Here is a 20,193-nt window from a genome sequence, read left to right as displayed (position 1 = left end):
ACCTGTAAAGTGTAAAAAGCAAAGTGTAGGCAATTTAGGTTACTTTTTTGTGAAGCAATTAAAAAACTTCACTTACTTGCGTTGCATTACACGTAATAACGGTAACGTTTTCGTAGCCGACGCGGGTTAGCGCTTCTGCACCTAAAGTGGCGCGGGCACCGCTGGCACAATGTAAGTAAATAGGGCGTGCAGCGTCTTTTTCTATTTCCATTAGCTTCATTTCGAGTAATCCGCGTGGAATATTTATTGCCCCTACCGCAGCTACATTGGCATGCTCAGCGGGTTCGCGTACATCAATAAGTAAACCTTTATTTTGTTCTAACTCTTGCTTAGCTTGCGCTGCATCAATACGGCGTTGGTTAGGTGTGATAATTTTTAGTAAATCAGGAATTGAAGTAAGCATTAGTCTGTAAATCCTCTTTTGCGCAAAAAAGTCATTAATGGGCACCATTTAGTGTAGGCGGATTGCACTAAGTTAATACCAATAAATAACGTTAAAAATTGAAAGTTACTATCAACAAAGTAGCTTAAAAGCACAGAAATTGTAACGGCACTTCCGCCAATTAAGAGTATGGCGTCACTTATTTTCATGAATTGACCTTAATATTAGTTTTTCCTAATGTTAATTATATTAGAACTTACTAATGTAAAAGTCTATAATTAAAACACGCAAAATAATTAAGTATCACAATGAATATTGAACAACTTGCAGAAAACGCTCAGCAGGCAGAGCAATTTTTAAAATTAATGGCAAATAAAAACCGTTTAATGATTTTATGTAGTTTATTGCAAGGTGAACAAAGTGTAGGTGAGTTAAATCAAAATGTTCCGTTGGCACAGTCTGCTTTGTCTCAGCATTTGGCGAGTTTACGTAACGCCCAGCTAGTGGCAACTCGCCGTGAGGGACATACAATTTATTATTCGTTAATCGACCCAAAAGTTGAGTCGATTATTACGTTACTATACGAGTGGTTTTGTAAGCAAAGTACCGCTGAGTAATTTGCTTTAAATAAAAGTGGCAATCTCATCAAGCGACTTTTTATCAAGTGCATGGGCAGGTACAGTTGCATCGTCACTTGGGTAGCCCGCAATAAGTAACATGTAAGGACGTTCGTTGTCTTTGTCGCGCTTACAAATGTCGGTTAAAAAACTCATTGGTTTAGGTGTATGGGTAAGCGTAGCTAAGCCACAGCGGTGCAGGGCTTGTATTAAAAACCCAGTAGCCAGCCCTACTGATTCGTGCACATAATAATTGGTGTTTTTATCATCCGTATTCACACCGCCTTTTTTTTGACTAAACACTGCAATAAGCCAAGGCGCATGTTCTAAATAGGGTTTATTGGCGTCGGTACCTAATGGTTTTAGCGCATCAAGCCACTCTTCTCCTGCTCTGCCTTCATAAAAAGAGCGCTCTAGTTTTTCGGCGGCCTCTCTTATTTGTTTTTTTACATCGCTACTGTTTATAGCCACAAAATGCCACGGTTGATGATTCGCTCCACTTGGCGCGGTACCTGCTGCTTTTATACAGGCTTCAATTATATTTTTAGGCACAGGTCGGTCGCTAAAGCTGCGAATACTATGGCGGCGCTGGCTGGTTTGTAAAAATTCGGTTGCGCGTTTTAGCATTTCATCGTGAGGGTATTCTATAAAGTCGTTTAGTGGTTGGCTTTGATGTTTTTGCATGGCTTTACGCTTCTTATAAAGTGTGTGTGTGGTTTTTATACCGACTGAATAAATGCGAGGCAAGTATTATTACCTATCGTGTTTATTTATTGTTACAAAATTAACCACTGCGTAACTTATGTTCCTTTTTTTAATGTGATATAAAAAGCGCAATAAAAAAACTATTAAAATTCAAGGAAGTAAAAATGCTATCAATAACAGGGTTATCTAAAACCTACGATAATGGCGTACATGCACTACAAGGTGTTGATTTATCTATAGGAAAAGGAATGTTTGGGCTGCTAGGGCCAAATGGCGCGGGTAAATCATCACTAATGCGTACTATTTCTACGTTGCAATCTGCCGATTCGGGTTCAATTACTTTTGATGGTATTGATGTTTTTAAAGACCCACAGGCTCTGCGCCAACGTTTAGGTTATCTACCGCAAGATTTTGGTGTATACCCTCGCGTAAGTGCTTACGACTTGCTAGACCATATGGCTGTTTTAAAGGGCATTCATAACAAAGGCGAGCGTAAAGAGTCGGTAGAAGGCTTGCTTGCACATACTAATTTATATCAACATCGCTCAAAAGCGGTAAGTGGCTTTTCGGGCGGTATGCGCCAGCGTTTTGGTATTGCACAAGCCTTACTAGGTGACCCTGATTTACTAATTGTTGATGAACCAACAGCAGGCCTAGACCCTGAAGAGCGAAATCGTTTTCATAACTTGTTAGTAAGCTTAGGCGAGCAAAAAGTCGTTATATTATCGACCCACATTGTTGAAGATGTGGCAGAGCTTTGCCCAAACATGGCCGTACTGGCAGGCGGAAAAATACTATTAGAGGGTAACCCCATTGCCCTTACCGATAAACTCCAAGGCCAAATTTGGCGCAAAGCCATGAGCCAAGAAGAAGCACTAGAGCTTGAGCCGCAACTGCCTGTTATTTCAAAACGCTTATTTGCAGGGCAAACCATATTACATGTATTAGCCAATGAAGCCCCTGAAGGTTTTGAGCTCAGCAGTGCAAACCTAGAAGATGTATATTTTTCTACGTTGCTTAATCATCGTAACAGCCAAGTAGCATAAGGGGGCGCTATGTTTTTTAATATGCTCGCGTTTGAGCTGCGCTATTTTGTGCGCCAGCCTTCGTTTTATGTGACCTCATTAATCTTCTTTTTTATGGCGTTTTTTATAAGCTCCAGTAGTAAGTTTCCGCTAGGTGGGGCTAATGTTCATATGAACTCGCCTTATACCATTATGGTTTTAACGGTTACCTTTTGTACGCTTGCTATGTTTTTAGTGGTTAACTTTGTTGCAAGCTCAGCGATTCGCAACAGCGAGACCAAAATGGATGAGCTGGTGTTTAGTAAGCCCGTTAACCCGCTTGCTTATCAATCAGGGCGTTTTTTTGGTTCTTACTTGGTTGTGCTCGTTGTTTTTTTAACTGTGCCACTAGGCGTATTTTTGGGATCTCAGTTTGGCTTGTTGGTTGGCTGGCTCGATAGTGAACTAGTAGGCCCTAATAAGTTTATATATTACGCTGCGCCTTTTTTATATTTGGCGGTGCCAAGCTTATTGGTGCTCAGTGCTATTTTTAATAGTGTGGCGGTTTATTTTAAAACCATGATGGCGGTATATGTAACGGCCGTGGTGATCTATATAAGCTACCAATTGGCGAGTATCTATTTTGACGATTTAGCGTTTAGAAATATTGTTGTTTACGCAGACCCATTTGGCACTGGGTCGTTAATTGACTTAACCCGTTACTGGACTGTAAGTGATAAAAATACTGAAGTGTTAACGCTTTCGGGCGATTTTTTAATTAACCGTATTTTATGGGTAGCACTAAGTTTAGCGATGTTTTTTGGCCTCGGAAAGTTAGGTAACCGCGTAGTCACTAAAAAACAGAAAAAGCAATTTGCTGTTTCTACGTTTGTAAAAAACAAACAAGCAGCACTTATTAGCAGCGCTAAAAATTACAAGTCAAAAGGGGTCAATACGCAATCGCAATTAGTAATGCGCAGCTTATTTGAGCTTAAGCAGGTTATATTAAGTGCTCCTTTTATGATTTTAGCGGGTGTCAGTATTATTACGTTACTCGCACCACTTTTTGCGCCTATAGGCGCATATGGCACAACAGATTGGCCGCTCACACAAAACATGGTGGGCATTATTCAAAACGCCTCCGCTATATTTATGTTTATTATTATTGCTTATTACAGCGCAGAGCTGGTTTGGCGAGAACGCCACAGTGGTATGGGCGATATTGTTGACAGCTACCCGGTGCATAACAGTGTGTTTTGGGTATCTAAAATTATTGCGCTAATCACTGCGGTTTGTGGCCTTTATTTAGTAGGTATGATGTTTACCATTGCGGTGCAACTATTTAAGGGGCAATTTAACTTAGAGCTTGGCCAGTACTTATTTAGGTTGGGTTACATTACATTATTGCCTTTAATTATGATGGCTATTTTGGCGTTCTTTTTACAAATAATTAGCCCTAACAAATACATAGGTATGGGTTTATTTATTCTGTATTACATTGCTCAAATGGTAATGGGTGCTTACGGGTTTGAGCATCATATGTATCATTTTTCACAAAGCAGCAGCGTACCGTATTCAGACATAAACGGTTACGGGCATTTTTTACAAGGCGCGCATTGGTATACCCTATATTGGGGCGCATTGAGTGTGTTTTTAGCTATTGTAGGGTTTGCTTTATGGCATCGTGGTCCATCGCAAACATTGCGTACGCGTTTATCTTTAGTGCGTTACAACATGTCTTTAAAAGGCCAGATTGCAGCCGTTATAAGTTTATTGGTATTTGTGGGCGCGGGTTATAACATTTATTACAACACCCGTGTAATCAATGAGTTTGTAACAAGTGATGATAACGAAGCGCTACGAGTAAGGTATGAGCAAGAGTTCTCACAATACAAAGACTTGCCACTGCCTATAATAACTGATGTTGATTTACACATTGATATTTATCCTAAAAAACGTGCTTTAAATGCCGTGGCTAAAATTAAGTTTACCAATACCGCAAACGAGCCAATAACCCGTGTGTTAATTAACGAGCCTAGCCAATCTAAAAGCTGGGATGTAAAAATGGCGGGTGGAAAAATAGTTGAGCGTTTAACCGATTTTGGCATGGTATGGTTTGAGTTTGAACAACCGCTAATGCCTAATGAAGTACGCGAAGGTGAGCTTTCAGTTTCTCGTGAACACGACGGTTTTGTTGATAGAGGATCTGATACTCAACTCGTGCATAACGGTACATTTGTAAATAATAGAGAATTATTACCAAATTTTGGTTATCAAAAGTATTTTCAAATTGCGGATAAGTATGAGCGCCGTAAGCACGATTTACCCGAGCTTGAACGTGCACATAAACTAGAAGACAGCCGCTATTATACGCAAAATGAGTTTGGACCTGCTAATGGCTTTATAAACTACGAGGCAACAGTAACCACCGATGAGTCACAATTTACTATTACACCCGGTTATTTAAAAAGTGAAAGTGTAAAAGACGGACGACGTACTTTTGTTTATAAAATGGATGCCCCTATTTTAAACTTTTATTCTGTTCTTTCGGCGGAGCTTGAAAGCAAAAAGGTTGAACATAACGGTGTAAATATTGAGGTGTACTACCACAAAGATCATGCATGGAATGTTGACCGTATGATTGAGTCGGTACAAGACTCAATAGATTACTACACGCAAGCCTTTGGGCCATATCAGCATAAGCAGTTACGTATTATCGAATTTCCTAAGTATCGCTCGTTTGCGCAAAGTTTTGCCAATACGGTACCTTACTCAGAAAGTATTGGCTTTATTACAGACTTAAGAGATGAGAGTAAAGTTGACCTACCTTACTATGTAACCGCACATGAAGTTGCACACCAATGGTGGGGGCATCAAGTATCGGGGGCTAATGTAGAGGGCAGTGCCGTTATTTCTGAATCGCTCTCCCAATACAGTGCGCTTATGGTGCTAAAAAAACGCTTTGGCGCCGAGAAGCTTCGTAAGTTCTTAAAGTACGAGTTAGATAGATACTTAATGGGCCGCACAGGCGAAGCCTTTGAAGAAATGCCGCTGTATAAAACGCAGTCTCAACAATATCTTCATTACAATAAAGGCTCGGTTGCGATGATGGCTTTGTATGACCGATTAGGTGAAGAACGCTTAAATGCCGCACTTAAAGCATTTTTGAATGAGTTTAAATACCAAGCAACGCCATACCCAACCACACTTGATTTACTTAGTTATTTAAAGCGAGATGCAACACAAGCTGAACAACGTTTTATTGATGATCAGTTTAAATATATAACGCTTTATGAGCTTGAAATGAAAGAAGTGTCGGTTACAGATGATGCTGATAGCGAAGGTTTTTATACAGTAACACTGAGCGTTGAAGCAACTAAGCAGCATGCCGATGGACAAGGTGAAGAAACCGAGCAGCCGCTCGATGAGCTAATTGATATTGCATTATTTAGCGATGATCCTGAAAACCTACTCGCTGAAGACTTTGTGATTTACTCGCAAAAGCATCAAATAGTGTCTGGTACTAATACTATTGAGCTAAAAGTAAAAGAAAAGCCAGTGTACGCGGGGGTAGACCCGTACATTAAGCTTGTAGATAAAGACAGTAAAAATAACCTAGCTAAGTTTTAACGATTAACGATTAGCAATTAACGGAAAGGCCGCATTTAATGCGGCCTTTTTTGTTTTAGCGAATTGCTAATAGCAATGCGGATTAAAGCTTAATAAAGCGAATTAGCATATTGGTAAAAAGAGGTAATAGCAGCGAGGAGCTCGGCGATTAACCGAAGTGGGTTTTATAGTAAGGTGCTTTAGTCGCTAAAATTAAAAGGCGCTGTGAGTATTTAGGTGCCCTAAACGAGAAAAGGGCCAAAAGGCCCTTAGTGTTGCAGCAAGTAACACATTTTGTTTTAAAGCGTAAAGTCTACAGCGTAGCCTACGTAAACTTTAACATCTGACTCATCCATGTCGGTGTCAGATACGCCAAAAGTAAAACCATCTTTTGATACAGAGATACCGTAATCAATAATATTATCATCACCTATAAAGTCGCCAGAGTAGTGACCTAAGTGCAGCGCAACCTCAGTACCATTGCTGCCAACAGCAAAGCTGTAATCGGCATTTAGGTATAATGAATCGCCAAAGTCGGTGCCATCGCCATCTGCCGCTGAAGTGGCAAGGATTGCAGCGCCAAAGGTGAAACCTTCTGCGCTGATGCTACCGTAAATTTCAGAGAAATCAGCATCTGCCTCAGAAGCTGCATCTGGGTAAGCGTAATAAATGTAACCTACATCGTAGCTAAATGTGTCGTTAATATCGCCACCAAAACCCGCGTAAACATCAAGCTCATAAGTCATTTCATCGGCCCATGAAGCATTTGATGCCCAGGTACCTACATAAAAGCCTGACTCGTCAGCGTAATCAATACCGCCAGAAATAGCAGCATCGCCCCCAGTTTGCTCTTGACCACGCCATAAGTAGTTAGACGTAGCCGCTGCGTTTGCTGTTACTTCTGCATGTACGGCTGTTGATGTTAAAGATGTAGCACCTAATAAAGCTATTGCGCTAATTGCGATGGTTTTTTTTAGTTTTAGCATGTCCATTTCCCGTTATATGATTTTTATCGCCTAGGTTTTTATTCTCTTATTGGCAACCCTTTGACTGGCGGTGTTTTATTGTTTAACTGGGAATGCAATTGCACTGTATGTGCCAGCTTAAAATAATTTCTATAAAACTGTTTTTTTACTTTTATAAAACAATATGTTGAGGAGTTCTAGAAGAGGGGATGATTGAGGGAGTTAATTAAAAAACGCACACTGCTGGTGCATAAATTAACCTAACTGCACCAGAAAAATACAGTTAGGTTAGGTAAATTTAGCCAAATATAGTGCGCATAAGACTAATTGTTTCGTTTACTCCGCGGCCTTTTTGTACTTCGCTAATAATAGAGTCGCGTTTGCTACGAATATGCTCGGGAATGTCATCGGCTCCAAGTGCACGGTCTACAAGTATTTCGGCTGACTCTTTACCTCTGCGCTGTGGTTTTCCCGCACTTGTTGTGCTGCGTTTAGGTTTATTTAATAGCTTAATATAATTTGAGTTGTCGGCCGTGCTGGCATCTGCATAGTAAAAAAAGCACGGTAATAATGCTTTTATACTAACTAGTTGCTCTTCTAGTTCATTGCTGCCATTAGCCATTTTAAACCACGACATAGCATGAATGCTTTGTACTATATCTTGCCAGTAGCGCTCAAAGTCGCGATTGTTTAATTTTGTAATACCTAAAGCTGCGCATAATGCATCAAGACGGCTATTACTAATTGGCGTAAATACATCTGGGCGGCGCATTGCTAATAAACGTGTAGCAGGAGCAAGGGTTGGTTTTTCATCGCTACCGTTAAAGGCAAGTAAATAAGCAACAACAAACTGTTGGTAATCAGCTTCGCTCACATCACCTTCAAGCGGGATGTTAGCAAGTGCATCGTCAAACGCGCCAGGCAAGTCGGCTAGCATTTGATGAAAACCCTTTGCACTTTTTGTTGATGCGAACCATTCAACATCAAAGTTATAGGTGCTTGGGTCGAGCGTGGCAGTGTGTTTACCACTAAATGCCAGTAAATCCTCTGGGATCATATCTTTTAGTGCTTGCTCACGAATGCTGTGCAAATACGTGGTAAGGCGAAGCTGTTCGTCCAGTGCAATAAGTTTTTTATGTTGCTCTACAAACATACTAATAACAGGCCAAGGTGCTACACGTAGTGTTTTAAGCTGTAAAAAGCTAATTGCTGAGGTTAGCTGGTCGTGCAGCTTTTTTAAAACTGGCAGTTGTTGTGGCTCTAGTAAATCGTAATTTATACGGTCTTTACTTGCACTTAGTAGCTCGTAACACCAGCCTAAAAAATCCTCTGGGTGGTTTTCTACTTTCACGGCCATTAGGTTTAGGCTTAGTTCTGAAGCTTGCTTCAAGATGTTTTGGTAAATTTGACTTTCTTGTTCGCCTAGCGCCATTTTTGACGGTGAAATTAGCAGTTTTTTCATGCCTTGTAGAGTCTCCGAGTAGATACATTTTTTAGCTGCTTTATTTTAGCGCAAATACGCCAATAGCAACAGGGCCGTGCATCATACCTAACAATTCAAGGGATGCAATGTTGTAGGGTTTAATACTTGGTTAGATTTAAACTTGATGAACTTTACTTTTAGTCACCAATTTCGCAACGTTTACTTTTAAGCATAAATTCATTTCAAATTAAATAAATTACAATAAAGTGCTTTTTTGTCACAACGACAATGATTTTAAAGCTAACACTCGCTATGATAAGAACATTATTTGCACGTTTGAAAGGATGATCATGAAGACCTTACTCAAAATTGTTGGTGTAATACTCTTACTTTGTATTGCGTTAATTATTGCCGCTCCGTTTTTAATCCCAACCGATACTATTTTTAATAAAGTATCTGAGCAGGTTGAAAAAACAACAGGGCGCACACTTACTATTAAAGGTGATAAAACGCTTAGTGTATTTCCTGCATTAAAGTTAGAGCTTAACGATGTGCACTTTGCAAACATGCAGACAGGCTCACGCGACTACATGGCAAGTATGGAGCAATTAGCTGTGCATATACCATGGTTATCGTTATTTGGCGGCGAATTCAAACTTGATAAGTTTGTTATTAACGAGCCCAATATTTTATTAGAAACTGATAAAAACGGTAAAGCTAACTGGCAGTTGTTTGATGCTGTAGCAGAGCAGCCGCAAGAGCAAACTCAATCAGGCGAGTCAGTTAAACTACCAGAGAACTTTGATATAGAGTTAGGTGAAGTGGCTATTTACGGTGGTACGTTTACTTACCTAGATGGGCAAACAGGCGCTAAACAACAAATTAGTGACTTGGAATTGGCTATTTTACTTCCTTCACTACGTAAGACACTAGAGATCAAAGGCGGCATTACATATATGCAAGAGCGCTTTGAGCTTGATGTAAAACTTGATACGCCGGCAAAGGCAATTGAAGGGGCGACATTTGAGGTTGCTCAAAGCGTAGACTCTCGCTTGGTCGATCTTACTTTTAACGGCAGTATTGCTCGCCAAGGTAAAGATATAAAAGGCGAGTTAGCGCTAAGTGGCGACTCTGTTAAAGAGCTAGCAACTTGGCAAGGGGTAGACTTAAACGCTAAAGAAAATGCATTTAATGCGTTTAGTGTAAACGGTAAAATGCATCTTATAGATGATACGTTTAACTTAGAAGAGCTGATTGCTACCCTAGATGAATTAGAGATTAAAGGAAAAAGTGAAGTAAACTTAGGAAATAAACTAGCGGTTAATGCTGATATAGACCTAGGTATGCTTGATTTGAATCCCTACTTACCGGAGGTAGTCGCTAAGCAGCAAGCGCCGCAAAGCGAAGAACCTAAAGCCGCGCAGCCGATTGTTTGGGACGATACTAAAATTGATTTAAGCGCATTAAATGCACTTAATGCTAATGTAGTTATTCGCTCAAGCGGTTTAAAAGCTAACGATATTGAGCTAGGTGCTAATCAATTTACAGTCGATTTAAACAACAGCGTTGCTAAATTAAGCTTAGATAGCTTTAAAGCATATGAGGGCACTGGTAAAGGAGTTATCAACATAAATGCGCAGCAAACGCCGTATAAAATAAGCACAAATTTTGATTTAGCCGACATAGACGCACAACCGTTACTCACTGATGCAGCTGGCTTTGATAAGCTCATGGGTAAAGGGTCATTAAATTGGAATTTAACCACAACTGGGCAAAGTCAAAAAACCTTTATTAATGCATTAAATGGCAAGGTTGGCTTTGAATTTGCCGATGGTGCTGTTAAAGGCGCAAACGTGGCTGAAATGGTTCGCAAAGGCAAAGAGCTTATTACTGGTAACCTTGGAGCTGTGAGTGAAGGGCTAGATACAGGCTTTGAAGAATCAGAGCAAACAGATTTTTCTGCGCTCACCGGTAGCTTTAACTTTACTAATGGCGTGGGCCATAATAACGACCTATCGCTGATGAGCCCACTTATTCGTATTACAGGTGAGGGCGATGTAGATTTGCCTAAAACCAATGTTGATTATCGCTTAGTGACCGGCATTGTTGATTCGATTGAAGGGCAAGGCACTACAGATGATAGTACAGGCTTTAAAATCCCACTGCGTATAGAAGGCCCATTTCATGACGTTGGCTTTAAGCTAGATGTAAGCAACGCGCTTAAAGATGAAGCAAAGCAAAAGCTCGATGATGCCAAAGAGAAAGCAAAAGAAAAAGCCAAGGACAAAGTCAAAGATAAACTAAAAGGCTTATTTGGCTAATACTATTAAACCCCACAAATAAATAATTAAGGCGCTATTTGCGCCTTGATTGTTTTATAACCACTTGTAAAATAGCTACATAGCGGTTTTTACTCAGTTTTAATCTGTCCTTCCCTTAAATTAATTAAAAAATAACCTACCACTCACTAGCCAATGCTGGTACAATTGCCCGCCCTTAAGAGACAACTCTGTTGTTTTTTGAGTGGGATTTAATCGAAGTGCCTTGATTTTAAACAAATTTAAGGCAAGTTGTAATTACTACACCGGAGGTCATTAACATGATCCAAATGCAAACTCAGCTGGAAGTTGCTGATAACAGCGGCGCTCGCAAAGTGCAGTGTATAAAAGTCCTTGGTGGTTCACACCGTCGCTATGCGGCAGTTGGCGATATCATTAAAGTTTCTGTGAAAGAAGCTATTCCTCGCGGTAAAGTGAAGAAAGGTGATGTTAAAAACGCGGTAGTTGTGCGTACCAAAAAAGGCGTTCGTCGTCCGGACGGTTCTCTGATCCGTTTCGATAGCAATGCGGCTGTTATCTTAAATGATAACTTGCAGCCAATTGGTACTCGTATCTTCGGCCCTGTGACTCGTGAACTTCGTAATGATAAGTTCATGAAAATTGTTTCACTAGCCCCAGAAGTACTGTAAGGAGTCTATCATGGCAGCAAAAATCCGTCGTGATGACGAAGTAATCGTACTAGCAGGTAAAGACAAAGGTAAGCGCGGCAAAGTGCTTTCAGTTGTTACCGAGTCTGGTCGAGTATTTGTCGAAGGCATTAACTTAATCAAGAAACACCAAAAGCCGGTTCCACAATTGAACCAAGCTGGCGGCATTGTTGAGAAAGAAGCGTCTATCGACGTATCAAACGTTGCGATCTACAACTCGGAAACGAGTAAAGCAGATCGTGTAGGTTTCAAGATTGAAGATGGTAAGAAATTACGTATCTTTAAATCTACTGGTAAAACTATCTAATAGTTGGAGTAGAATGATGGCGAAACTGCATGAAGTATATAAAGACAAAGTAGTTGCTGAGCTTCAAGAGAAGTTTGGTTTCAGCTCTGTCATGCAAGTCCCTCAGATCGAAAAGATCACATTAAATATGGGCGTGGGCGAAGCCCTAGCTGACAAGAAGATTTTAGATAACGCTGTTGCGGATCTAGAAGCTATCGCTGGTCAGAAACCTTTAATCACTAAAGCACGCAAATCTGTTGCTGGCTTCAAAGTGCGTGAAGGCTACCCAATAGGCTGTAAAGTAACCTTACGCGGCGAGCGTATGTGGGACTTTTTTGAGCGTTTGGTATCAATCGCTATCCCACGTATCCGTGACTTCCGTGGTGTGAGTGCTAAGTCTTTTGATGGACGTGGTAACTACAGCATGGGCGTACGTGAACAAATCATCTTCCCAGAAATTGATTACGATAAAGTAGACCGTGTACGCGGTATGGATATCACAATCACAACTTCTGCGAAATCTGATGAGGAAGGCCGTGCGTTGTTAGAAGCGTTTAACTTCCCATTCAAGAAATAAGGGTAGGGTTATGGCAAAGAATTCTATGAAAGCGCGCGAAGCAAAGCGCACTAAACTAGTTGCTCAGTACGCTGAAAAGCGTGCAGCACTAAAAGCTATCATCAGCGATGTTAACGCATCTGAAGATGATCGTTGGGACGCGGTACTTAAGCTTCAAGCTTTACCACGTGATTCTAGCCCTGCACGTCAACGTAATCGTTGTAACATTACGGGCCGCCCACATGGTTTCCTTCGCAAATTCGGCATGAGCCGTATTAAAGTTCGCGAAGCAGCTATGCGCGGTGAAATTCCTGGCCTTAAAAAGGCTAGCTGGTAATAGTATCACGGGAGTAAGACTATGAGCTTGCAAGATCCTATCGCGGATTTGTTTACACGTATCCGTAACGGTCAATCAGCGAAGAAAGTATCTGTAACGATGCCAACTTCAAAGCTGAAAGTAGCAGTAGCTAAAGTATTAAAAGACGAAGGTTACATCGCAGATTTCGCTGTAAACAGCGAAGCGAAACCTGAGCTTTCTATCGAGTTGAAATACTTCGAAGGCAAAGCTGTAATTGAAAATATCCAGCGTGTTAGCCGCCCTGGTCTACGTATCTATAAGAAACGTGACGAATTACCGAAGGTAATGGGTGGTCTTGGTATCGCTATCGTATCAACTTCTAAAGGCCTAATGACAGACCGCGCAGCACGTAGTGCTGGTGTTGGTGGTGAAATCATTGGCTTTGTAGCTTAATCGGAGGGGAACTATGTCTCGCATAGCAAAGGCACCAATCAATGTTCCTGCCGGTGTAGAAGTTACATTAAAAGGCCAGGACATCACAGTTAAAGGCAAAAACGGTGAACTTACTCGTACTATCAACAACGCTGTTGAAGTACAAGTTAACGACAACGTTATTACAACTTTACCTCGTGAAGGCGTAGCTAATGCATGGGCACAAGCAGGTACTGCTCGCGCTCTAATCAACAACATGGTTGTTGGTACGCATGAAGGTTACGAGAAGAAACTTCAGTTAGTAGGTGTTGGTTACCGTGCTGCAGCTAAGGGTAAAGTTTTAGACTTAACACTTGGTTTCTCGCACCCAGTTAATTTCGAAGTTCCTGAGGGAATTACGATTGAAACTCCAAGCCAAACAGAAGTTCTAGTTAAGGGCGTAGATAAGCAGTTAGTTGGTCAAACAGCTGCTAACATTCGTGCATACCGTAAACCTGAGCCTTATAAAGGTAAAGGTGTTCGTTATTCAGATGAGAATGTACGCCGTAAAGAGGCTAAGAAGAAGTAAGGTAAGACGATGGATAAAAAAACAGCTCGTCTACGTCGTGCTAAACGCACTCGTAGAAATTATATTGAACAAGGCACAACGCGTCTTGTTATCCACCGCACGCCACGTCACATTTACGCTCAAGTAGTTAATGCTGAGGGTACTGTACTGGCTGCTGCTTCTACTGTTGAGAAAGCTATTAGCGAAACAGTTAAAGGCACAGGCAACGTTTCAGCTGCACAAGCAGTTGGTAAAGCGGTTGCAGAACGTGCGGCTGACAAAGGCATCGAAAAGATTGCTTTTGATCGCAGTGGCTTTAAATATCACGGCCGTGTGAAGGCGCTAGCTGATGCTGCGCGTGAAGCCGGTTTGCAATTCTAGGAGTAGACAATGGCTAACGTAGAAGCAAAGCAACAACAGCCTGATTTAGCTGAAAAGCTAATCGCGGTAAACCGTGTGTCTAAAGTAGTTAAAGGTGGTCGTATCTTTAGCTTCACTGCACTAACTGTAGTTGGTGATGGCGCAGGTAAAGTAGGTTTTGGTTATGGTAAAGCTCGTGAAGTTCCAGCTGCTATTCAAAAAGCAATGGAAAAAGCACGTCGCAACATGATCAATGTAGACCTAAATGGCAACACATTACAGCATCCTGTTAAAGGACGTCATGCTGGCTCACAAGTGTTCATGAAACCAGCATCTGAAGGTACTGGTATCATCGCAGGTGGTGCTATGCGTGCAGTACTAGAAGTTACTGGTGTGCAGAACGTACTTTCTAAATGTTACGGTTCTACCAACCCGATCAACGTAGTACGTGCAACGATTCAAGCTCTAGAGAACATGAATTCTCCGGAGTCAATCGCTGCTAAACGTGGTCTGCGCGTAGACGAAATTCTGGGGTAACCATGGCAAATAAAACTGTAAAAGTAACACAAGTAAAGAGCTCTATCGGTCGTTTACCGAAGCATAAAGCTACATTACGCGGTCTTGGTTTACGTCGTATCAACCACACTGTTGAGTTAGAAGACACAGCATGTGTGCGTGGTATGATCAACCGAGTTTCTTACATGGTTAAGGTAGAGGGTTAATTTCATGCATTTGAATACACTTTCACCTGCTGCAGGTTCTAAAACTGCTCCAAAACGTGTTGGTCGTGGTATCGGTTCTGGTCTTGGTAAGACTGGTGGCCGTGGTCACAAAGGTCAAAAATCACGTTCTGGCGGTAAAGTACGCGTTGGTTTTGAAGGCGGTCAAATGCCTATGCAACGTCGTCTGCCTAAATTTGGTTTCACTTCACGCAAATCGTTAGTATCTGCAGAAGTAAACCTTTTTGAAATCGCTAAAGTTGAAGGCGATGTGGTAGACCTAAACGCGTTACAAGCAGCTGGTCTAGTTAAAAAGAACGTTCTGTTCGTTAAAGTTGTTAAATCTGGCGAAGTTTCACGCGCTGTTACCGTTAAAGGCCTTAAGGCTTCTAAAGGTGCTCGCGAAGCTATTGAAGCTGCCGGAGGCAAGGTAGAAGACTAAGGAAGTACTAATGGCTAAACCAGGTCAAGATACACAAAGTGCACAAAGTGGACTTTCGGAATTGAAGCGTCGATTACTATTTGTTTTAGGTGCTATCATTATTTACCGTCTAGGTTCATTTGTGCCAATCCCTGGGATTGACGCCGCTGTACTTGCCGATTTCTTCGAGCAACAAAAGGGCACCATTGTTGAGATGTTCAACATGTTTAGCGGTGGTGCGCTTGAGCGAGCTTCAGTGTTAGCACTGGGTATTATGCCGTATATCTCGGCTTCGATTATTACGCAACTATTAACGCATATGTATCCTCCGTTTATAGAGCTTAAGAAAGAAGGTGAGCAAGGGCGTAAAAAAATTAGCCAGTACACACGCTATGGCACGCTTGTGCTTGCTACTATCCAATCAATCGGTATTGCAACTAGCTTACCGGGCATGATGGAAGGGTTAGTTGTTAACCCGGGTCTCGGTTTCTATTTCACCGCAGTGGTGAGTTTAGTAACTGGTACTATGTTCCTAATGTGGTTGGGCGAACAAATAACAGAACGCGGTATCGGTAACGGTATCTCAGTTCTTATATTTGTTGGTATTGTAGCTAACCTGCCGTCTGCTATTGGTTCGACAGCCGAAATGGCGCGCCAAGGTGATTTGAATGTTTTTGTACTGTTGATGGTTGCGGTTATAGTATTCGCTGTTACTTATCTTGTAGTGTTTTTCGAACGTGGACAACGTCGTATCGTTGTTAACTACGCTAAACGCCAACAAGGTCGTCAAGTATTTGCTGCTCAAAGCACGCATTTACCACTAAAAGTAAACATGGCGGGTGTTATTCCACCAATCTTCGCTAGCAGTATAATTCTGTTCCCTGGTACAATTGCAAGCTGGTTCGGCCAGGGTGAAGGTCCGGTCGCTGATGTGCTACAAGCTATTGCAACAACGTTGACTCCAGGTCAGCCTTTGTATGCGATGGTGCTAGCAGCAGCTATCATCTTCTTCTGCTTTTTCTACACAGCGTTGGTTTTTAACCCGCGTGAGACAGCAGACAACCTGAAGAAATCTGGCGCATTTATCCCAGGTATTCGTCCAGGTGAGCAGACATCTAAATACATTGATAAAGTGATGACACGCCTGACATTGGCAGGTGCTTTGTATATAACCTTTATCTGTCTGGTGCCCGAATTCATGACTATGGCATGGCAAACGCCATTCTATTTCGGCGGTACATCAATTTTGATTATCGTTGTAGTAATCATGGACTTTATGGCACAAGTACAGACTCACCTGATGTCACATCAGTATGATTCTGTGCTGAAAAAAGCGAACCTTAAAGGCTACGGCCGATAAGGTCAGTTTACGGAGTTGAGCAATGAAAGTACGTGCTTCCGTTAAGAAAATATGCCGTAACTGTAAAGTTATTAAACGTGCTGGTGTAGTACGCGTAATTTGCAGTGAGCCTAAGCATAAGCAAAGGCAAGGCTAAGTAAACAGTCGTGCAGGCTGAGATTTCTCGGCCTGTGTTTTTAGTTGTGATTTGGTCTTCGTTTGAGTATCCTTACGGGCTTTTCAAACTTTTGATTACCAAATTCAAATATAGGAGATGTGTTAGTGGCCCGTATCGCTGGCATTAACGTCCCTGATCATAAACATGCAGTTATTGGTTTAACAGCTATTTATGGCATAGGTAAGACTCGCTCTAAGGCTATCTTAGAAGCGACTGGTATCGCCGAGACCACAAAAATCGGTGAACTTTCAGACGAAACTCTTGACGTACTGCGTGATGCAGTTGGCAAGTACACTGTAGAAGGTGACCTTCGTCGTGAAGTTACTCTAAATATCAAGCGCCTTATGGACCTTGGTTGTTTCCGTGGCCTACGTCACCGTCGCTCTTTACCACTACGTGGTCAAAGAACAAAGACTAACGCGCGTACCCGTAAGGGTCCTCGTAAGCCTATTAAGCGATAAGGGGATAGTATTATGGCTAAGACACCAATTCGTCGTAAAAAGGTTAAAAAGCAAGTTGCTGATGGTATGGCTCATGTTCATGCGTCTTTCAACAACACTATTGTAACAATTACCGACCGTCAAGGTAATGCACTATCATGGGCTACTGCCGGTGGTTCAGGTTTCCGTGGTTCACGTAAATCTACACCATTTGCTGCTCAGGTTGCTGCAGAGCGTGCAGGTACTGCTGCTCAAGAATACGGTTTAAAAAATCTAGAAGTTTTCATTAAAGGTCCAGGTCCAGGTCGTGAATCTGCTGTACGTGCTTTGAATGCTGCTGGTTACCGTATCACCAACATTACTGACGTGACGCCAATACCACACAATGGTTGTCGTCCACCGAAGAAACGTCGCGTTTAACAATAGGTTAGGAGAAATAACATGGCAAGATATTTGGGCCCTAAGCTCAAGCTGAGTCGTCGTGAAGGTACTGACCTGTTCCTTAAGAGCGGCGTAAGAGCTATCGACTCTAAGTGTAAACTTGAGACTGCACCTGGTCAGCACGGCGCTCGTAAAGGTCGCTTATCTGATTACGGTTTACAATTACGTGAAAAGCAAAAAGTACGTCGTATCTACGGTGTATTAGAAAAGCAATTCCGTAATTACTACAAAGAAGCTGCTCGCCTTAAAGGTAATACAGGTGAAAACTTGTTACAGCTTTTAGAGCAACGTTTAGACAATGTTGTATATCGCATGGGTTTTGCTAGCACACGCGCTGAAGCACGTCAGTTAGTAAGCCACAAAGCGATTTTAGTTAATGGTCGTGTTGTGAACATTCCTTCATACGTAATTGCTCCAGAAGATACTGTAGTAATCCGTGAGAAGTCTAAAACACAAGCACGTATCATCGCTGCTCTAGAGTTGGCTGAGCAACGTGAAAAGCCGACTTGGGTTGAAGTTGACGGTAAGAAATTGGAAGGTAGCTTTAAGCGCCTACCTGAGCGTTCAGATCTGTCTGCGGACATTAATGAACAACTAATCGTCGAACTTTACTCTAAGTAAAGTTAAGAGTTAAGAGAGGATAAAATGCAGGGTTCTGTTACAGAATTTCTAAAACCAAGGTTAGTCGATATCGACGCTATCAACCCAACGCGTTCTAAAGTAGTTTTAGAACCACTAGAGCGTGGCTTTGGCCATACTCTGGGTAATGCCTTACGCCGTATACTGTTATCATCTATGCCTGGATGTGCAGTAACTGAAGTAGAAATCGACGGTGTATTGCATGAGTACAGCGCGAAAGAAGGCGTACAAGAAGACATCATTGAAATACTACTAAACCTAAAAGGTCTAGCAGTAACGTTAGAAGGCAAAGATGAAGTTTTTCTGACCCTGACTAAATCTGGTGTAGGCCCTGTGACTGCGGCTGATATTCAGCACGATGGCGATGTAACAATTGCTAATCCAGATCACGTTATTTGTCATTTAACGACAGATAGCAGCGAGATCAGCATGCGTATTCGTGTTGAGCGTGGTCGTGGTTATGTGCCGGCATCTAGTCGTTTATCCTCTGATGACGATGAGCGTCCAATTGGTCGATTGCTGCTTGATGCATCATTCAGCCCAGTTGAACGTATTGCGTACTCGGTTGAATCAGCCCGTGTTGAGCAACGTACAGACTTAGACAAGTTAATCATTGATATGGAAACAAACGGCACCTTAGATCCTGAAGAAGCGATCCGCCGTGCGTCTACTATCTTAGCTGAGCAATTAGATGCATTCGTAGATTTACGTGATGTAACTGAGCCAGAAGAGAAAGAAGAGAAGCCAGAATTCGATCCTATTCTACTTCGTCCAGTTGATGATCTTGAACTAACAGTACGTTCAGCAAACTGTTTGAAAGCCGAGCAAATTCAATATATCGGTGATTTAGTTCAGCGCACTGAAGTTGAGCTTCTTAAAACGCCTAACCTAGGCAAGAAGTCTCTAACTGAAATAAAAGACGTGCTAGCTTCACGTGGTCTTTCTCTAGGCATGCGCCTAGAAAATTGGCCGCCTGCAAGCCTAGCTGAATAATCTAAATCACTATATTAGTTTAGTTAGAAGGATAGGGTCATGCGCCATCGTAAGAGTGGTCGTCAATTAAACCGTAACAGTAGCCATCGTAAAGCGATGTTCAGCAATATGGCAGGTTCTTTGGTGAAACATGAAATCATCAAAACTACTTTGCCTAAAGCGAAAGAGTTACGCCGTGTAATTGAACCTTTAATCACACTGGCTAAGACTGACAGTGTAGCAAATCGCCGTTTAGCGTTTGCTCGCACGCGTGATAATGAAGTAGTTGGTAAATTGTTCAGCGAAATCGGTCCTCGTAATACAGACCGTCCAGGTGGTTACACTCGTATTCTTAAGTGTGGCTTCCGTGCTGGTGATAATGCACCAATGGCTTATATTGAACTAGTAGGTCGCCCAGCGACTAACGAAGAAGTTCAAGAAGACGCGCAGTCTGCAGAGTAAGTCTTTAAAGAGACACCAAAAAGCCGAGCTTAATGCTCGGCTTTTTAATGCCTAAAATTTGATATCCCTCCAAATAGTTACTTGATAATTACCTATTACCTATTACCTTCATTCTGTTAAACCAATGTAGTTATAAAGCCTGCACTCTCAAAAAGCTTAATTAAGCGGTAACCCTATAAGTCGAGTGTATAAGGTTTGTAAAACATACCCCAGGCTGTAGATGTACAATGTAATTTGGATAATGATAAAGCAAATTGGCCAATCAAACAGAGATATATAATTTTAACTCGCTAATTTAGTGGGCTTAAGGCTACTTTTAGTAGGGTTTTTGAGCGTTTAGCTCAAATACTCAGCGAACAGTCATTTATTTCAAGTTTTCTTCAAAAAAGGGTTGATCTGTTTTCGGATCTCC

26 protein-coding genes are annotated in these 20,193 nt (G+C 41.7%); 21 read left to right on the top strand and 5 right to left on the bottom strand.

All coding sequences use genetic code 11. The features are described from left to right. Positions 1 to 58: 58 nt before the first annotated feature. Both MSC25_RS12955 and MSC25_RS12950 read right to left on the bottom strand, forming a co-directional pair. Entirely contained in the window at positions 59 to 403 is a 345-nt protein-coding gene (locus MSC25_RS12955) for a rhodanese-like domain-containing protein (RefSeq protein WP_004589222.1), read from the bottom strand. Beyond that, on the bottom strand, positions 403 to 591 hold the full coding sequence (locus tag MSC25_RS12950; RefSeq protein WP_004589221.1) for a DUF2892 domain-containing protein: 189 nt from the start codon (positions 589 to 591) through the stop codon (positions 403 to 405). The genes MSC25_RS12955 and MSC25_RS12950 overlap by 1 nt, the downstream gene beginning before the upstream one ends. Before the next feature lie 99 nt (positions 592 to 690). On the opposite strand from MSC25_RS12950, the gene MSC25_RS12945 reads away from it, so the two are divergent. Further along, a complete protein-coding gene (locus tag MSC25_RS12945; protein WP_004589220.1) occupies positions 691 to 999 on the top strand; it encodes a metalloregulator ArsR/SmtB family transcription factor in 309 nt (102 codons plus the stop codon). A 6-nt stretch (positions 1,000 to 1,005) separates the two neighbouring features. Here MSC25_RS12945 and MSC25_RS12940 read toward each other — a convergent pair whose 3' ends face one another. After that, positions 1,006 to 1,683, bottom strand: coding sequence for a nitroreductase family protein (locus tag MSC25_RS12940; RefSeq protein ID WP_029773143.1), 678 nt, complete (start codon positions 1,681 to 1,683; stop codon positions 1,006 to 1,008). A gap of 185 nt (positions 1,684 to 1,868) precedes the next feature. Between MSC25_RS12940 and MSC25_RS12935 the strand changes: the two genes are divergently transcribed. Both MSC25_RS12935 and MSC25_RS12930 read left to right on the top strand, forming a co-directional pair. Continuing rightward, on the top strand, positions 1,869 to 2,750 hold the full coding sequence (locus MSC25_RS12935; RefSeq protein ID WP_029773142.1) for an ABC transporter ATP-binding protein: 882 nt from the start codon (positions 1,869 to 1,871) through the stop codon (positions 2,748 to 2,750). A gap of 9 nt (positions 2,751 to 2,759) precedes the next feature. After that, positions 2,760 to 6,338: a M1 family aminopeptidase gene (locus MSC25_RS12930; RefSeq protein WP_248443656.1), complete on the top strand. Its 3,579-nt coding sequence runs from the start codon at positions 2,760 to 2,762 to the stop codon at positions 6,336 to 6,338. A 278-nt stretch (positions 6,339 to 6,616) separates the two neighbouring features. On the opposite strand, the gene MSC25_RS12925 is transcribed toward MSC25_RS12930, so the two are convergent. Together MSC25_RS12925 and MSC25_RS12920 are read right to left on the bottom strand one after the other, a co-directional pair. Next, the gene (locus MSC25_RS12925) at positions 6,617 to 7,303 is read right to left on the bottom strand and encodes a TorF family putative porin (RefSeq protein WP_004589216.1); all 687 of its coding nucleotides are present in this window, start codon (positions 7,301 to 7,303) and stop codon (positions 6,617 to 6,619) included. A 277-nt stretch (positions 7,304 to 7,580) separates the two neighbouring features. Continuing rightward, the gene (locus MSC25_RS12920; protein ID WP_248443655.1) at positions 7,581 to 8,744 is read right to left on the bottom strand and encodes a hypothetical protein; all 1,164 of its coding nucleotides are present in this window, start codon (positions 8,742 to 8,744) and stop codon (positions 7,581 to 7,583) included. Between the two features lie 311 nt (positions 8,745 to 9,055). Between MSC25_RS12920 and MSC25_RS12915 the strand changes: the two genes are divergently transcribed. The 18 genes from MSC25_RS12915 to rplQ all read left to right on the top strand — a co-directional run bounded on the left by MSC25_RS12915 (position 9,056) and on the right by rplQ (position 19,781). Continuing rightward, the gene (locus MSC25_RS12915) at positions 9,056 to 11,026 is read left to right on the top strand and encodes an AsmA family protein (RefSeq protein WP_248443654.1); all 1,971 of its coding nucleotides are present in this window, start codon (positions 9,056 to 9,058) and stop codon (positions 11,024 to 11,026) included. 278 nt (positions 11,027 to 11,304) lie between these two features. Continuing rightward, positions 11,305 to 11,673: a 50S ribosomal protein L14 gene (gene rplN, locus MSC25_RS12910; RefSeq protein ID WP_004589211.1), complete on the top strand. Its 369-nt coding sequence runs from the start codon at positions 11,305 to 11,307 to the stop codon at positions 11,671 to 11,673. A gap of 10 nt (positions 11,674 to 11,683) precedes the next feature. Beyond that, entirely contained in the window at positions 11,684 to 11,998 is a 315-nt protein-coding gene (gene rplX, locus MSC25_RS12905; RefSeq protein ID WP_004589210.1) for a 50S ribosomal protein L24, read from the top strand. Positions 11,999 to 12,014: 16 nt separating this feature from the next. Further along, positions 12,015 to 12,554: a 50S ribosomal protein L5 gene (rplE, locus tag MSC25_RS12900; protein ID WP_004589209.1), complete on the top strand. Its 540-nt coding sequence runs from the start codon at positions 12,015 to 12,017 to the stop codon at positions 12,552 to 12,554. 10 nt (positions 12,555 to 12,564) lie between these two features. Next, on the top strand, positions 12,565 to 12,870 hold the full coding sequence (gene rpsN / locus MSC25_RS12895; RefSeq protein WP_004589208.1) for a 30S ribosomal protein S14: 306 nt from the start codon (positions 12,565 to 12,567) through the stop codon (positions 12,868 to 12,870). Between the two features lie 21 nt (positions 12,871 to 12,891). After that, the gene (gene rpsH / locus MSC25_RS12890; protein WP_004589207.1) at positions 12,892 to 13,284 is read left to right on the top strand and encodes a 30S ribosomal protein S8; all 393 of its coding nucleotides are present in this window, start codon (positions 12,892 to 12,894) and stop codon (positions 13,282 to 13,284) included. Positions 13,285 to 13,297: 13 nt separating this feature from the next. Continuing rightward, positions 13,298 to 13,831, top strand: a complete 534-nt coding sequence (gene rplF, locus MSC25_RS12885; RefSeq protein ID WP_004589206.1) for a 50S ribosomal protein L6 — start codon at positions 13,298 to 13,300, stop codon at positions 13,829 to 13,831. 9 nt (positions 13,832 to 13,840) lie between these two features. Beyond that, positions 13,841 to 14,191 carry a 50S ribosomal protein L18 gene (gene rplR, locus MSC25_RS12880; protein WP_004589205.1) on the top strand — a complete coding sequence of 117 codons (351 nt, stop codon included), beginning with the start codon at positions 13,841 to 13,843 and terminating at the stop codon, positions 14,189 to 14,191. A gap of 9 nt (positions 14,192 to 14,200) precedes the next feature. Further along, on the top strand, positions 14,201 to 14,707 hold the full coding sequence (gene rpsE, locus MSC25_RS12875; RefSeq protein WP_004589204.1) for a 30S ribosomal protein S5: 507 nt from the start codon (positions 14,201 to 14,203) through the stop codon (positions 14,705 to 14,707). A gap of 2 nt (positions 14,708 to 14,709) precedes the next feature. Beyond that, positions 14,710 to 14,892: a 50S ribosomal protein L30 gene (gene rpmD, locus MSC25_RS12870; protein WP_004589203.1), complete on the top strand. Its 183-nt coding sequence runs from the start codon at positions 14,710 to 14,712 to the stop codon at positions 14,890 to 14,892. A gap of 4 nt (positions 14,893 to 14,896) precedes the next feature. Then, positions 14,897 to 15,331 carry a 50S ribosomal protein L15 gene (rplO, locus tag MSC25_RS12865; protein ID WP_004589202.1) on the top strand — a complete coding sequence of 145 codons (435 nt, stop codon included), beginning with the start codon at positions 14,897 to 14,899 and terminating at the stop codon, positions 15,329 to 15,331. A 10-nt stretch (positions 15,332 to 15,341) separates the two neighbouring features. Continuing rightward, a complete protein-coding gene (gene secY / locus MSC25_RS12860) occupies positions 15,342 to 16,670 on the top strand; it encodes a preprotein translocase subunit SecY (protein ID WP_004589201.1) in 1,329 nt (442 codons plus the stop codon). 22 nt (positions 16,671 to 16,692) lie between these two features. Continuing rightward, positions 16,693 to 16,806, top strand: a complete 114-nt coding sequence (rpmJ, locus tag MSC25_RS12855) for a 50S ribosomal protein L36 (RefSeq protein ID WP_002959476.1) — start codon at positions 16,693 to 16,695, stop codon at positions 16,804 to 16,806. A gap of 125 nt (positions 16,807 to 16,931) precedes the next feature. Beyond that, positions 16,932 to 17,288 (top strand): 30S ribosomal protein S13, encoded by a 357-nt coding sequence (gene rpsM / locus MSC25_RS12850; RefSeq protein WP_004589200.1) that lies wholly within the window; start codon positions 16,932 to 16,934, stop codon positions 17,286 to 17,288. Between the two features lie 12 nt (positions 17,289 to 17,300). After that, entirely contained in the window at positions 17,301 to 17,687 is a 387-nt protein-coding gene (rpsK, locus tag MSC25_RS12845) for a 30S ribosomal protein S11 (RefSeq protein WP_002959471.1), read from the top strand. 21 nt (positions 17,688 to 17,708) lie between these two features. Next, a complete protein-coding gene (rpsD, locus tag MSC25_RS12840; protein WP_004589199.1) occupies positions 17,709 to 18,329 on the top strand; it encodes a 30S ribosomal protein S4 in 621 nt (206 codons plus the stop codon). Positions 18,330 to 18,353: 24 nt separating this feature from the next. After that, positions 18,354 to 19,340 carry a DNA-directed RNA polymerase subunit alpha gene (gene rpoA / locus MSC25_RS12835; RefSeq protein WP_004589198.1) on the top strand — a complete coding sequence of 329 codons (987 nt, stop codon included), beginning with the start codon at positions 18,354 to 18,356 and terminating at the stop codon, positions 19,338 to 19,340. A 39-nt stretch (positions 19,341 to 19,379) separates the two neighbouring features. Next, entirely contained in the window at positions 19,380 to 19,781 is a 402-nt protein-coding gene (rplQ, locus tag MSC25_RS12830; protein WP_004589197.1) for a 50S ribosomal protein L17, read from the top strand. Positions 19,782 to 20,193 lie beyond the last annotated feature (412 nt).

The organism is Pseudoalteromonas sp. 1CM17D, assembly GCF_023161805.1.
GTDB lineage: Bacteria > Pseudomonadota > Gammaproteobacteria > Enterobacterales > Alteromonadaceae > Pseudoalteromonas > Pseudoalteromonas atlantica.
This window is presented reverse-complemented; position numbering and strand designations above follow the sequence as displayed.